General features: G+C 65.8%; 12 protein-coding genes. 9 read left to right on the forward strand and 3 right to left on the reverse strand.

The window, feature by feature from the left end; genetic code table 11:
* Positions 1–87 precede the first annotated feature (87 nt).
* The 3 genes from BZG29_RS21515 to BZG29_RS21525 are packed head-to-tail and all read right to left on the reverse strand — an operon-like array spanning position 88 to position 3,040.
* The gene (locus tag BZG29_RS21515; RefSeq protein ID WP_077407414.1) at positions 88–1,533 is read right to left on the reverse strand and encodes a LutB/LldF family L-lactate oxidation iron-sulfur protein; all 1,446 of its coding nucleotides are present in this window, start codon (positions 1,531–1,533) and stop codon (positions 88–90) included.
* Positions 1,530–2,246, reverse strand: coding sequence for an LUD domain-containing protein (locus BZG29_RS21520; RefSeq protein ID WP_077407416.1), 717 nt, complete (start codon positions 2,244–2,246; stop codon positions 1,530–1,532). Before BZG29_RS21520 ends, BZG29_RS21515 begins: the two co-directional genes overlap by 4 nt.
* The gene (locus tag BZG29_RS21525; protein ID WP_077407418.1) at positions 2,243–3,040 is read right to left on the reverse strand and encodes a (Fe-S)-binding protein; all 798 of its coding nucleotides are present in this window, start codon (positions 3,038–3,040) and stop codon (positions 2,243–2,245) included. The genes BZG29_RS21520 and BZG29_RS21525 overlap by 4 nt, the downstream gene beginning before the upstream one ends.
* Positions 3,041–3,180: 140 nt before the next feature.
* Between BZG29_RS21525 and BZG29_RS21530 the strand changes: the two genes are divergently transcribed.
* The 9 genes from BZG29_RS21530 to BZG29_RS21570 all read left to right on the forward strand — a co-directional run bounded on the left by BZG29_RS21530 (position 3,181) and on the right by BZG29_RS21570 (position 12,908).
* Entirely contained in the window at positions 3,181–3,891 is a 711-nt protein-coding gene (locus tag BZG29_RS21530; protein WP_171985084.1) for an FCD domain-containing protein, read from the forward strand.
* A gap of 109 nt (positions 3,892–4,000) precedes the next feature.
* Positions 4,001–5,101, forward strand: coding sequence for a GGDEF domain-containing protein (locus BZG29_RS21535; protein WP_171985085.1), 1,101 nt, complete (start codon positions 4,001–4,003; stop codon positions 5,099–5,101).
* 81 nt (positions 5,102–5,182) lie between these two features.
* Entirely contained in the window at positions 5,183–6,202 is a 1,020-nt protein-coding gene (locus tag BZG29_RS21540; protein ID WP_077407422.1) for a WYL domain-containing protein, read from the forward strand.
* A gap of 63 nt (positions 6,203–6,265) precedes the next feature.
* Entirely contained in the window at positions 6,266–6,679 is a 414-nt protein-coding gene (locus BZG29_RS21545) for a hypothetical protein (protein WP_077407424.1), read from the forward strand.
* A 239-nt stretch (positions 6,680–6,918) separates the two neighbouring features.
* On the forward strand, positions 6,919–7,713 hold the full coding sequence (locus tag BZG29_RS21550; protein WP_171985086.1) for a TorF family putative porin: 795 nt from the start codon (positions 6,919–6,921) through the stop codon (positions 7,711–7,713).
* A gap of 57 nt (positions 7,714–7,770) precedes the next feature.
* The gene (locus BZG29_RS21555) at positions 7,771–9,861 is read left to right on the forward strand and encodes a methyl-accepting chemotaxis protein (protein ID WP_077407428.1); all 2,091 of its coding nucleotides are present in this window, start codon (positions 7,771–7,773) and stop codon (positions 9,859–9,861) included.
* 342 nt (positions 9,862–10,203) lie between these two features.
* The gene (locus tag BZG29_RS27935; RefSeq protein WP_150131019.1) at positions 10,204–10,872 is read left to right on the forward strand and encodes a hypothetical protein; all 669 of its coding nucleotides are present in this window, start codon (positions 10,204–10,206) and stop codon (positions 10,870–10,872) included.
* Positions 10,873–11,087: 215 nt separating this feature from the next.
* Positions 11,088–11,720, forward strand: coding sequence for a hypothetical protein (locus BZG29_RS21565; protein WP_077407432.1), 633 nt, complete (start codon positions 11,088–11,090; stop codon positions 11,718–11,720).
* A gap of 159 nt (positions 11,721–11,879) precedes the next feature.
* Positions 11,880–12,908 (forward strand): acyl-CoA dehydrogenase, encoded by a 1,029-nt coding sequence (locus BZG29_RS21570; protein ID WP_077407435.1) that lies wholly within the window; start codon positions 11,880–11,882, stop codon positions 12,906–12,908.
* Positions 12,909–12,948 lie beyond the last annotated feature (40 nt).

The following is a 12,948-nucleotide window of genomic DNA, read 5'->3' on the forward strand; positions in this document are numbered from 1 at the left end:
TCTCCTCCGGTGGATGCGGGTTGAGTGAAAAAACGGCTTTTGATGTAATTGTGTGTAGCGTGTTTTTTGCGGTATGGCGGGGCGTCGCTATTCTTCCTGCCCCCGCGCATCGAGCAGGTCGGCCAGGCTGCGCGGCGCCGGTTTTAAAGGCTTGCGGTGCTGCGTCCAGCCCAGCTGCGCGCGCGGCGTCAGCATGCGCAAGCGCGTGGCGGCCCAGCGGAACAAGCGGTAGCTGGCGGGGCGCGCGAAGGCGCCGCTCCAGAAACGCCAGACCAGGCTTTCGCCGCGGCTGAATTTGGCCCCCTGGCCGCGCAGCGGATGCGCCACCTGTTCGTCCGGATTGCGGTTCGCTTCCGTGCGCAGGCGCACCAGCAGCTGCGGAATCGGGATGCGCACGGGGCACACTTCGCCGCAGGCGCCGCACAGGCTCGACGCGGTGGCGAGATCCGCCGTCGCATCGAGTCCCAGCAAGTGGGGCGAGATGATCTTGCCGATCGGCCCCGGATACGTGGTGCCGTACGCGTGGCCGCCGATGCGCGTGTAGACGGGGCAGTGGTTCATGCAGGCGCCGCAGCGTATGCATTGCAGGGTGGCGCGCAGCTGCTCGTCGGCGTAGGCCTGGCTGCGGCCGTTGTCGAGCAAGACCAGATGCACTTCGCGCGGCCCATCCTTTTCAGCGGCGCGGCGCGGGCCGGAAATCAGGTTGAAATACGTGGTGATGGCCTGGCCCGTCGCCGAACGCGTCAGCAGGCTGGCCAGCGGCACGATATGTTCCAGCTTGGCCACCACTTTTTCCATGCCCATGATGGCGATGTGGACCTCCGGCACGGACGTCGTCAGCCGGCCATTGCCCTCGTTTTCCACCAGCCACAGGGTGCCCGTGTCGGCCGCCGCGAAGTTCACGCCCGACAGGCCGATATCGGCCTCGACGAAGGCCTGGCGCAGCGCGCGCCGGCCCGTCTGGATCAGGCTGTCGACGTCTTCCGTGTAGGGCGCATCCGGGATGTGCTCAGCGAACAGGCCGGCGATGTCGGCCTTCGTCTTGTGAATGGCCGGCATGACGATGTGCGACGGTTTTTCGCCGGCCAGCTGCACGATGTACTCGCCCATGTCCGACTCCAGGCAGGTCATGCCGCGCGCTTCCAGGTAGTGATTGAGCTCGATTTCCTCGCTGGCCATCGACTTGCCCTTGATGAAGCGCGTCGCCTCGGCCTTTTGCGCGATGGCGTGGATGATGGCGTTGGCCTGCTCGCCATCCTCGGCCCAGTGCACCTGCACGCCCGCCGCCGTCAGCTTGTCTTCCAGCTGCACCAGCAGATCGGGCAGGCGCGCCAGCGCGTGCCGGCGCACGGCTTCGCCTAGGTCGCGCAGGCGTTCCAGTTCGTCGCCGTCGGGGAACTGCGCCGTGCGCTTGTCCTGCAAAAAATCCATGGCGCCGCGAAAGCTCTGGCGCAGTTTCGGGTCGTCCAGCGCGGCGCGCGCGCGCGCATGAAAATCCGCCGGCTTGACGAATTGCAGTGGCTTGGCGTTCATGGCTGGCCTCCTTCACGGGCTGGCAAGTCATCGACGATCAGCACCCACAGCCAGCGCGGGCCATGCGCGCCATAGGCGAGGGTTTGCTGAATGTCCGAGGTTTTTGAGGGCCCCGACACCAGCACCAGGTTCGATGGCATGCCGTCCGCCCAGCGCTCGGCGCGCGCTGCCGCATGCAAGTCCGCATGCAGGGCGCTCGCATACACGAGGCAAATGTGCAGGGGCGGCGCCAGCGACACCGTGCGCGGCGTGGCCGCGTCGGGCGCGATGACCAGCGTGCCCGTGGCGGCGATGCCGGAACGGGCAACGGTAAAACCCGCGTCGACGGTGTCGAACAACTCGCCCTTCCACTGCGCCAAGGGACGCTCGAAAGACAGCGCCTCGACGCCGTCCGGCAAGGCGGCCCGCAAGGCCAGTCCTTCCCTGCTATCGGCATCCATCAGCAAACGGCGCACGCCATGCGCACCGAGGCGCTGCGCCAGCAGGGCGGGCCAGGCGTCGCCGCGCACGCAATCGACTTCCGCGTGCGCGGCGCGCAGGGCGGCCTGCAGGGCGGCGATCCGGCCCCGTGGCGACAGCGGCGCTTGCGCCCGGCGCGCCAGGTAGTGCTGGTCGATGGCCGTATCGATGGCGTCCACCGCCTCGGGCGCTGAGGGCGCGGCGGCGCGCAAGCGTCCCAGCATGCGTTCGCGGGCGGTCAGGGCGGCGCTCATGCTTCGCCTCCCGTGCGGCGCCACAAAAAGCTGGCCAGGTGTTCGACGGGCAGCGGCGCGCCCTGGTGTTGCGCGGCGTGGCCGATATTGAGCAGGCAGCCGCAGTCGGCCGAGACGAGCCGGTCGCAGCCCGTGGCGCAGGCCGAGGCGATCTTGTCGCTGACCATGGCGCCGGAAATATCCGGGTGTTTCAGTGAAAACGTGCCGCCGAAGCCGCAGCATTCCGATTCGCGCTGGTGTTCGATGCGCGTCACGCCGGGCAAGGCGTCGACCAGGGCCACGCCGTGGGTGCGCGTGCCCATTTCGCGGCGCGCCCCGCACGAGGTGTGCAGCACCACGTTTTCATCGGCCTGCCCGGGGTTCGCCAGGGCCAGGCCGGCCAGGTCGAGCTGCAGCACGCAGACGAGAAATTCGCTCAGTTCATACACGCGTTCGGCAAGTTCGGCCGCCCTGGGGCCGGCCACGGGGTCGTCCTGGAACAGCTGCGGCCAGTGGTGGCGCATCATGCCGGCGCAGGAGCCGGACGGCACGATCACGGGCCAGGGCTGCGCGAACAGGTCGAGCTGGGCGCGGGCCACGGCACGCGCCTGCTCCGGATTGCCGCTGCTGTAGGCGGGCTGGCCGCAGCAGCTCTGGCCGCGCGGATAGTGCACCAGCAAGCCTTCCCGCTCCAGCAGGCGCACCGCGTCGAGCCCCGCCTGCGGCACGAACAGGTCGACCAGGCAGGTGGCAAACAGGTACACCTGGAGCGGTGCGGGCGGGTAATGACGCGGCTGGCGCGGGTCTGGCTGCATGAGTGTGTCTCCCCGGCGCTCTGTGTGTTGCTGCGGCGCCGCTGTGTGTTGTTAAGAATGACTGGTTCACGCATAATTCCAGCTTCCGCGAGCCACTTCAAATTGCTCGGACCACTTTAAAACAACACCGGAAGACAGCGATGGCGACAGGCATGCAGACGCGGGGCAGGGTCGAGATGGTGATGCGCAGGCTGGAAACGGCCCTGCTGGACGGCAGCTTGCCGGCGGGCGCGCAGCTGCCGGCCGAACGCCTGCTGGCGCAGCAATATGCGGTTTCGCGCAGCACCGTGCGCGAAGCGGTGCAGCGGCTGGCGGCGCGGGGCCTGGTGCGCAGCCGGCGCGGCGCCGGTGTATTTGTGACAGATCAATTGCGCACCGGCATGGCGTCGCCGTGGAGCCAGCTGGTGGCCGACCACCCCGCCCTGCGCGACGACATCCTGGAATTTCGCCGCGTGCTGGAAGGGGCGACGGCTTATTTTGCGGCGCAGCGGGCCAGCGGCGACGAGCGCGCACAGATCATGGCGCTGCTGGCCGAGCTGGAACAGGCACGCGCCAGCGACGACAAGCACGGCGAGGCGCAGGCCGACGCGCGCCTGCATGAAGTCATCGCGCAAGCGTCGCACAACACCATGTTCCTGCACTTGCACACCAGCATCATCGGCATGCTGCACGAACACATCACCATCAATGGCACGGGCTTGCGCCAGCAGGACGAGGCGACTTCGCTGCAACTGCTGTCGCAGCACCGCACCCTGTGCGAGGCCATCTGCGCCAGCCAGCCCGAAGAGGCCCGCACGGCCATGCAAGGCCACATCGATTTCGTGCGCACGCGCGTCACCAGCGACGAATAAGGTCCACTGGTAGGACCAATCCGATACGCAAGCTGGCAGGGCAACGCGTCGTGGCTTGTCGCAGGACCGGGCAAGAATGGGGTCCCGATTCGCCATCCGACAGGTTTCCATGCATTTGCATCATGCAATTGACGATATCCGCAAGCCGGCACCGCTTCCCTTGCCGGCGCACTCGCACGATCCGCAACAGGAAGCGGCGCCTCCGCGCCTGGCCTCCGCATGCGGGACGCACACCTGGCCCTTGCTGGCGCTGCATGCCGGCGCTAGCGCCGTCTTTGCCGCCGCGCTGCTGCCGCCCGCCGGGTGGCCGCTGGCCCTGGCCTGCTGCCTGCTCATCCTGGCCATGCTGCTGCGGGCCGTGCGCGCACCTGCCGCACAGCCTGGCCGCGCCGCCTCCGGCACCGCGCTGCTGGCGCTGGACCTGGTCGTATTCCTGCTCTGCTATGCCTTGCGCGAAACCGACGCCGGCTGGCATGCGACCGCCTTTTGCATCCTGCTCGCCGCACCCTATGCGGGCATCACGCGGCAACTGCTGGGCGGCGCCGGCCTGGCCGTCGCGGCGAGTCTGGCCTGGCTGGGCCTGCAGGATGACTTTCAGGCCGGCAACGCCGCCACCTTGCTGCTGCTCAACCTGACCGGCCTCTGTGCCGGCCACTGCCAGCAGCGCCAGCGCCGCGAACAAGTGCTGCAGCACGCCGTCCTCGCCGAACAGGCCGTGCGCGACCACCTGACCGGCTGCTACAACCGCCGCTACCTCGACGAGCACTTGCTGGGCGCCGAACTGGCGCGCTCACAACGCCATGGCCTGTGCCTGACGGCCATCCTGTGCGATCTCGACCACTTCAAGCGCATCAACGACGCCCACGGCCACGCCGCAGGCGATGCCGTGCTGCGCACCTTTGCCGGCCTGCTCGGCAACGCCACGCGCCGCGGCATCGACAGCGTGGTGCGCCACGGCGGCGAAGAGTTCCTGCTGATCCTGCCCGAAACGGACCTGGCCGGCGGCGTGCGCCTGGCCGAACGCCTGCGCGACGGCCTGGCGCAGCACATCGGGACGACGGCCAGCTTCGGCGTGGCGTCCGTCGCGTGCGCACCCGGCCGCCCGGCGCCTGGCGCTGCCGCCCTGGTCGCTGCCGCCGACCGCCTGCTGTACCAGGCCAAGCACGCAGGGCGCAATTGCGTCAGGGCCGCCATGCTGGACGCCCTGTAATTGTCATCGAATCAATGTTACCATTCGTTAACTTATGTACTCATCAGTACACATCCTGCCATTCAATAGAACGGAACCACCATGTCTGAACACGCGCCCCGTCCCTCCACCATCATGCGCCAATGGCAAATGCTGCGCCTGATACCGCCGGCGCCTCGCACCATCACCGCCAACGAGTTGCACGACAAGCTCAAGGCCATCGACTTTGCCATCGGCCTGCGCACCATCCAGCGCGACTTGCTGGACCTGGCCGAGATTTTCCCGCTGACCAATCCAGCCGACAGCAAGCCGTTTGGCTGGTGCTGGATGGAAAATGCGGCGCGCATGGACATGCCGGGCCTGTCGACGCCTGCCGCGCTGACCCTGGCCCTGATGGAACAACACATGCGCCATGCGTTGCCGCCATCCACCCTGGACAGCATGCAGCCGTATTTCAGCGCGGCACGCCAGACCCTGAACGCGGCCAGCGAGCGTGCCAACGCGTCCGCCTGGCTGGGCAAGATACGCGTCATCGCCCCCATGCAGCGGCTGCTGGCGCCCGACATCGACGAAGCTTGCCAGCGCACCGTGTATGAAGCGCTGATGCAGAACCGCCAGCTCAAGCTCAGCTACAAGAAGCGCGACAACGACAACCTCGTCAGCTATGACGCCGTCCATCCGCTGGCCATCGTGCAGCGGGGCCAGTTGCTCTACCTGGTATGCCTGTTCGCCGACTACCACGACGTGCGCACCCTGGTCCTGCACCGCGTGCAGCAGGCGGAAATGCTCTTCCTTGCCGCGCGCGCACAGCCCGGCTTCGACATCGATGCGTATATCGCCTCCGGCGCCATGGGCATCCGCGAGGGCGAACCGCTGCTGCTTGAAGCCGTGTTTGCCCGCCGCAGCGGCGAGCACCTGTACGAGACGCCGCTGAGCGCGGACCAGCAACTGCAGGAACGCGCCGACGGTTCGCTGCACCTGAGCGCCACCGTGCCCAGCACGCGCGAACTGCAATGGTGGCTGCTGGGCCTGGGCGATGGCGTGGAAGTGCTGGCGCCCGCCGCGCTGCGCGAACAGATGAAAAGCACCATCGCCAGCATGGCCGGTCGCTACGCCGCCTGACGATGACCCCCGGCGGCGGCGAAAACTGCTACCATCGCGCGCCGCCACTCCTTTCGTCCGTCCATGACCGTCCTCAGCCACACTCATCCGCTGGTACTGCAGCTGGAAAACGACTTGCTGCCCCTGTTTCGCGCCGCCCTGCCGTCACTTGCGGCCGCCGCGCCGCAGGTGCTCGCCTCCGTGTTCGCCTTTTCCAGCGGCACGGCCTGCGCTTTCCAGGATTATCATTTCGGCATTTCCTGCCTGCTCGCGGACGTGCCCGAAGATGCCCCGGAAGAAGTCGCCCTGCTGGTCAGCGTCACGGGACTCGACGCCGGCGCCCGGCTCAGCGCACAGGTCGTCTGGGGCCAGCCCTCGGGCCGGGTGGAAATGCAGGCCGAACTGCAGGCTGACAGCCTGCGAGCATTGCATGCGGCCCTGCCCGGCTTGCTGGCCAGCCTGCAACAGGCCGCCAGCCGGGGCAAGCCGGGAATGTGACAGGCGCATGAAAAAGTGCCGAGAAACAACAACTTACGATTTCCACAGCGCAACTTTATTGACTTCCACTAGCCCGAGCCCCTATCCTTTCAGTTACGTTTGGTGAGAATATCTGCCTGTTCGCGCGAACCGGCAGACGGCATCGCCTTGCCCCAACAAAGTCCCTTCCGCATTTTTATCGCAACCATCAGGGCAACGCGCCTGGACGGCCGCTGCCAGCAAATACGGAGCCGACTGCCATGCCATCGCACCACCATTTCCCCGGATCATCCTTGCTGGGCTGCGCCTTCCTGCTGGCGGCCTGCCTGCCCGTGCAGGCCCAGACCACGGACGGCGCTGGCGCCACCTTCAGCGCCAATGCCAGCCTCACTTCGCAATACATTTCGCGCGGTTTTCGTCAGACCTGGGGCAAGCCGGCCCTGCAGGCGGGCATCGACTACGCGCACCCGAGCGGCTGGTCGCTGGGCACCTGGGCTTCCACCGTCAGCGACCGCTATATCCAGGATGCAACCGTCGAATGGGACCTGTACGGCGGCTACGGCGGCACGGTGGGCGAGCTCGGCTACAGCGTGCTCGCGTATTACTACAAGTATCCGGGCGCCGTGTACCGCGCCACAGGCGTCAAGTACGACTATGGCGAACTGTCGCTGGGCCTGAGCTACCGCATGCTGTACGCCAAATACAACCACACCGTCACGCGGGACTTCTTCGGCATCACGCATGCGCGCGGCACGGGCTACCTGGACGTGGGCGCGAATGTCGACCTGGGCAATGCCTGGACCTTGAACCTGCACGCCGGCAATGGCCGCGTGGCGGGCACGGACAATGCCATGTGGAACTGGCGCGACGCCAAGGTGGGCGTCACCAAAACCCTCGACGGCGGCTGGAGCCTGAGTGGCGCCGTGACGCGCGCCTGGGGCGCCACCGACGCCTACGACCATTACACGCTGGGCATCCCGAATGCGGCCGGCCAGTTCGACACGTCGAACCCGGCCGCGGCTACCTTCGTGCTGGCCGTCAGCAAGACTTTCTAGGCTCGCTACCCGCGACGCCCGAGACACCGATACCTCTCCCCATCAAGGAACAGCATCATGCAACTATCACTGAACAGTAAAATCTGCGTCGCCGCCACCGCGCTCGCCATCCTCAGCCTGGGCGTCACGGCGGCCGTGATCGGCTACAAGAGCAGCGCCAGCGCCGAGGCGGCCGCTTTGGAACTGGCGCGCACGTCGGCACGCGAAGTGGCCGCTGCGCTGCAGGCGCGCATCGCCAGCAACCTGTCCAGCGTCAGCAGCCTGGCCGGCGCCATGCGCGGCACCAAGGGCGCGAATTTGCCCCTGCAGCGCGAGCAGATCAATGAACTGACCAAGGCGACGTTGACCAGCTCGGAAGACTTGCTGGGCTCGGCCGTGACGTGGGAGCCGAACGCACTCGACGGCAAGGATGCGGAATTTGCCAATCAGAAACCGAACTACGACGCCAGCGGCCGCTTCATGCCTTACTGGACGCGGGGCGCCGGCGGCAAGCTGCAAGTCGAACCCATCGTCTTCGACCCGAAAGCGGGCGCCAACGACTGGTACGACGTGCCCAAGCGCACCGGCAAGACCTACTTTACGGAACCGTATATCTACCCCGTCGACGGCAAGGATGTGCTGATGGCTTCGCTGGTGGCGCCCATCATGATCGACGGCAGCTTCAAGGGCACGGCCAGCGCCGACTTCATGCTCACGCGCCTGGCGAAAATCCTCGCCGACCTGAAAGTGATCGAGGGCGGCAAGCTGGCCCTGATCTCGAACGGCGGCCTGTACGCCAGCCACCCCGAGCCTGCACGGCTGGGCAAGAAGGCGGACGACGTGCCGGCCGCCGGCCTGGAAAAGGTACGCCAGGGCCAGGCGTATGAATACGCGGACGACAAGGGCTACATCCACTTGCTGCAGCCGCTGCAGATCCACCCCGACATCGCGCCGTGGAGCGTGGAGCTGAATTTCCCGAAAAGCGTGGCCACCGCCTCGGCGCGCGACCTGATGGTCTACACGCTGATCGTTGCCCTGCTGTGCGCGGCAGCCACGGCCGGCATTTTGATTCTCGTCGTCAACCAGCTGACGCGCCCCCTGCGCACCCTGGGCCGCACCATGACGGACCTGTCCAGCGGCGACGCCGACCTGCGCGTCAAGCTGGAAGTCAAGGGCACCGACGAGCTGGCCGTCATCGGCAAGGGGTTCAACGCCTTCGTGGAAAAGATCCACGCCGTGCTGCTGCAAGTGCAAGCCAGTGCCGACAACGTGGCGCGCGCCAGCGCGGAAATTGCGCAAGGCAATAACGACCTGTCGGCCCGCACGGAACAGCAAGCCAGTTCGCTGGAAGAAACGGCCGCCTCGGTGGAAGAACTGACGGGCACCGTCAAGGAAAACGCCGACCACGCGCGCCAGGCGAATCAATTGGCCGCCTCCGCATCGAGTGTGGCACAGAAGAGCGGCGAAGTGGTCGGCAAGGTCATAGAGACCATGACGTCGATCAATGACTCGTCCAATAAAATCGTCGATATCATCAGCGTCATCGATGGCATCGCCTTCCAGACGAATATCCTAGCGCTGAACGCGGCCGTGGAAGCGGCGCGCGCGGGCGAACAGGGGCGCGGTTTTGCCGTCGTCGCCACGGAAGTGCGCAACCTGGCGCAGCGCTCGGCCGCCGCGGCCAAGGAAATCAAGCTGCTGATCGACGATTCCGTGGGCAAGGTAGCGGCCGGCAGCAAGCTCGTCGATGAGGCGGGCGCCACCATGGAGCAGGTGGTCGACAGCGTGCGCAAGGTCACCGCCATCATGGCCGACATCAGCGTCGCCACCACCGAGCAAAGCGACGGCATCGCCCAGGTCAACCAGGCGCTGGCGCAGATGGATGGCGTGACGCAGCAAAACGCGGCCCTCGTCGAGGAAGCGGCAGCGGCCGCCGAAAGCCTGCAAGACCAGGCCAGCCACCTGGCCGAGGTGGTCAGCGTGTTCAAGCTGGGCGAGCAGGCGCGCCAGGCAGCGTCGACAGCAACGCCGGCTGCAGCACCGGCAGCGCCGCGCGCCGTGACGCCCAAGACAGCCGCGCCAGCCAAACGCCTGAGTGTTGCCAAGCCGCAAGCGGCACAGCATGCGCCGGCCAAGGCGCCGGCAGGCGATGACTGGGAAGAGTTTTAAGCCGGCCATTTCCGGCGGCGGCCGGCGCCAGGTTCAGGCGCCGGCACGAATTTTATAAACGGCCATATCAATACCTGCCTCGCGCCGGATTCGGCGCGGTACCCGCCTGTTTCTCCTCGGCGCCATTGAATGGCCGCACGTGAGATTACCTTCCTTTATTTCCCGCCACATCAGCGCCAGGAGAATGTTCAACCGCTCCTGCCGGAATTTATCCGATGACCATTTTCAATACCGGCTTTGCGGCCAATTTCAGATTTCACAAAATAATATACGCATGTACTTTATAATATCGCCGCGTATACGGCACGCTTCCAGCCGGTTGAAGATTTACAGGAATGACGGATGAAAAAAGTATTGGCATTATTAATGGTATCGGGCACAGTGGTATTGACTGGTTGCGGTGGTGGCGGAAACAATAGTGCTAACGGCAATGCAGACGTAGCGGTCCCGCAAGTGGTGGTAGCGCCCCCGCCAGTGGTTGTCGCACCTCCGCCTCCTCCCGCACTGGCCGCCTATGTTGGCACCTGGACACCCGCTTGTAACGACTCTTTCCGCCAGCGCCTCGTCGTCGCCCTCAAAAGCGATGGCAGCGGCGCCCTGGAAATATCGACCTACGATGAAACTTTCGGCACTTCCGATTGCAGCGGCCCCGTGCAATTTACGGAAACCACGAGTGAAAAGATTACCGCAACGCCGGATGGCGCAGGCAATATCCAGCTCAAGCTGACGGCGGACAGCCCGGCCTCGGACATCCGCATCGACAAGGTCGTATCGTCGCTGCCAGCCCACACCATCCAGATTACGGGCCCGGCCGTCACCACGGTGCTGGTCGACGGCAAACCCCATTGGCGCATCACTGATGGCAGTGGCGACACCACGGACATCCCGGATACCGGCATACAACAGGCAGTAAGTGGCAAGGGCGGCTTTTATTTGCGCGGTAACGAATTGTTTAGCGTGATGGAAAAAGACGGTGCTTATGTGCTTGATATGCACTATGTAAAACAATAAATCAGCCAATAATCAGCCATTGCGCCGCGTGAGCGGCGCAATGCGCACCAGTTACACACATCCTCCCTTCATTCCCTCAAACCATTTCAGCGCATTGCCGCGACATGATCCAAATCAAGTCGGCGATAGATTCGGTGAGAATTCCTTCCTATTAATAATCCTATAATCAGGCCGCGTTGACGGCACGCACCGCTGCCGGATGAAAAGGACTCTGAATGAAAAAATTATTGGCAGTATTGGTCGGCTCGGCCGCGGCACTCCTGACCGGCTGCGGTGGCGGCGGCGGTGGCGGCGGTTCGACACAGCAGCTTGCCGGCGATTCCGGTTCCACCTCGCCACTGGCCGCGTATATCGGCACGTGGCAATCGGCGTGCGACAATCACGACCGTCAACTGCTCGTCATCGCGCTCAAGAGCGACGGCAGCGGTTCGCTGGAACTGACGCCGACCGGCGAAACCTACTTCAAGGCCGATTGCACCGGCCCCGTGGTCGCGACAGACGGCATGAGCGCGAAAATCACCGGCAAGCCGGACGGTACAGCCGACATGCCGATCAAGCTGGCGGAAAATGCCGCGGCAACGAACTTGCGCGTCGACAAGTTCACCTCGTCGGTGCCGGCCTATACCTTCCAGCGCAGCGGCGCCAGCGTGCAATATGTATTGCGCGATGGCAAGCAGCAATGGTGCGTCAGCGTGGACAATGGCGAATCGTGCATGTGGGATGAAGGCATGCATTCGGCGCTGAGCGTCCCCGGCGGCCTGTCCTTGCGCGGCAACGACCTGTACTCGGTGGTGCTGGACCCGGAAAAGGGCGTGTATGTCCTGGACATGCACTACGTAAAAAAATAAGCGCGTGATCAGCTGCGGGGCCGCCCGGCCCTGCAGTTGCCACGGAGCATCTTCTCGCCCGCCGCTTCATGGACTCGCAAGCGTGAGCGGGGGTCTGTGTAAAATCGAACAGACATTGCAAAAATAAAAAGCTATCCTGTAGAAAAACAGGAGCTTGCCATGTCACACCATGCCTTTCCCCTGCCCTCCCACGCTGCACTGGACGCCCTGCTGCAGCCCCAGGACAGCGCTTTCCACCCGATCGAAGGCTTGCAGCGCTTGCGCGACGCGGGACTGGACCAGCTGCCCCTGCCCGGCCACGGCGCCACCCTGCAGCGCTGGCAAATGCTGGCCGCCATCGCCGCCGTCGACCTCTCCCTGCTCAAGCTGTATGAAGGCCATACCGATGCGCTCGCCATCCTGGCGGAAATTGGCGGCTCCGGCGTGCCGGCCGGCAGCAGCTGGGGCGTCTGGTGCGCGGATCTGCCGGGCGCGCGCGTCCGCTTGCGGCAAACGGCCGAGGGCCGCCATGTGCTCGACGGACGCAAGGCCTGGTGTGCCGGGGCGAAGGGCCTCAGCCATGCTTTGATCAGCTGCTGGAACGACGCAGGCCAAGCTTGCCTGGCATCGGTGCCCCTGTCGCAGCCCGGCGTGCACGTCACGGACGACGGCTGGCAAGCCGTCGGCATGCATGCCTGCGCCAGCGTCGACGTGACTTTTTCTGCCGCGCGCGCCTTTCCCGTGGGGGCGCCGGGCGCCTATCTGCAGCGGCCCGGCTACTGGCATGGCAGTGCGGGCATCGCGGCCGCCTGGTATGGCGCGGCCTGCGCCGTCGCCAGCCACCTGCATGCGCGCGCGCAGCACGCCGCCCCCGATCCCGTGCGCCTGGCGCAGCTGGGGCAAATCGATTGCGTCTTGCGCGCCGCCGGCGCCCTGCTGCGCGAAGGCGCCGCCGAAATCGACCGGCACCCGCAACGCGACGCCATGGGACTGGCCCTGCGCCTGCGCCTGGCAACGGAAGATGCCGCCACCCTGGTCTTGCGCCTGGCCACGCGGGCGCTGGGCGCGGCTCCCCTGTGCCGCGATGCCCGCTTCGCGCGCCTGGCGGCCGACCTGCCCGTGTTCCTGCGCCAGAGCCATGCCGAACGCGACCAGGCCGTGCTGGGCGGCATCGTCGCCGGCGCGGAAGACCATCCGTGGTCGCTGTGACAAAAAAAATCGCCGGACCGGATGGACTCCGGGCCGGCGA

It is taken from the genome of Janthinobacterium sp. LM6 (genome assembly GCF_002002885.1).
GTDB classification, from domain to species: Bacteria; Pseudomonadota; Gammaproteobacteria; order Burkholderiales; family Burkholderiaceae_D; genus Janthinobacterium; species Janthinobacterium kumbetense.

What these genes read in the sequence shown, in the direction of transcription:
- BZG29_RS27935 (WP_150131019.1), top strand. Translation starts at nt 10,204, where the DNA reads ATGAAAAAAGTATTGGCATTATTAATGGTATCGGGCACAGTGGTATTG.
- BZG29_RS21565 (WP_077407432.1), top strand. Translation starts at nt 11,088, where the DNA reads ATGAAAAAATTATTGGCAGTATTGGTCGGCTCGGCCGCGGCACTCCTG.
- BZG29_RS21535 (WP_171985085.1), top strand. Translation starts at nt 4,001, where the DNA reads ATGCATTTGCATCATGCAATTGACGATATCCGCAAGCCGGCACCGCTT.
- BZG29_RS21555 (WP_077407428.1), top strand. Translation starts at nt 7,771, where the DNA reads ATGCAACTATCACTGAACAGTAAAATCTGCGTCGCCGCCACCGCGCTC.
- BZG29_RS21530 (WP_171985084.1), top strand. Translation starts at nt 3,181, where the DNA reads ATGGCGACAGGCATGCAGACGCGGGGCAGGGTCGAGATGGTGATGCGC.
- BZG29_RS21550 (WP_171985086.1), top strand. Translation starts at nt 6,919, where the DNA reads ATGCCATCGCACCACCATTTCCCCGGATCATCCTTGCTGGGCTGCGCC.
- BZG29_RS21525 (WP_077407418.1), bottom strand. Translation starts at nt 3,040, where the DNA reads ATGCAGCCAGACCCGCGCCAGCCGCGTCATTACCCGCCCGCACCGCTC.
- BZG29_RS21520 (WP_077407416.1), bottom strand. Translation starts at nt 2,246, where the DNA reads ATGAGCGCCGCCCTGACCGCCCGCGAACGCATGCTGGGACGCTTGCGC.
- BZG29_RS21545 (WP_077407424.1), top strand. Translation starts at nt 6,266, where the DNA reads ATGACCGTCCTCAGCCACACTCATCCGCTGGTACTGCAGCTGGAAAAC.
- BZG29_RS21540 (WP_077407422.1), top strand. Translation starts at nt 5,183, where the DNA reads ATGTCTGAACACGCGCCCCGTCCCTCCACCATCATGCGCCAATGGCAA.
- BZG29_RS21515 (WP_077407414.1), bottom strand. Translation starts at nt 1,533, where the DNA reads ATGAACGCCAAGCCACTGCAATTCGTCAAGCCGGCGGATTTTCATGCG.
- BZG29_RS21570 (WP_077407435.1), top strand. Translation starts at nt 11,880, where the DNA reads ATGTCACACCATGCCTTTCCCCTGCCCTCCCACGCTGCACTGGACGCC.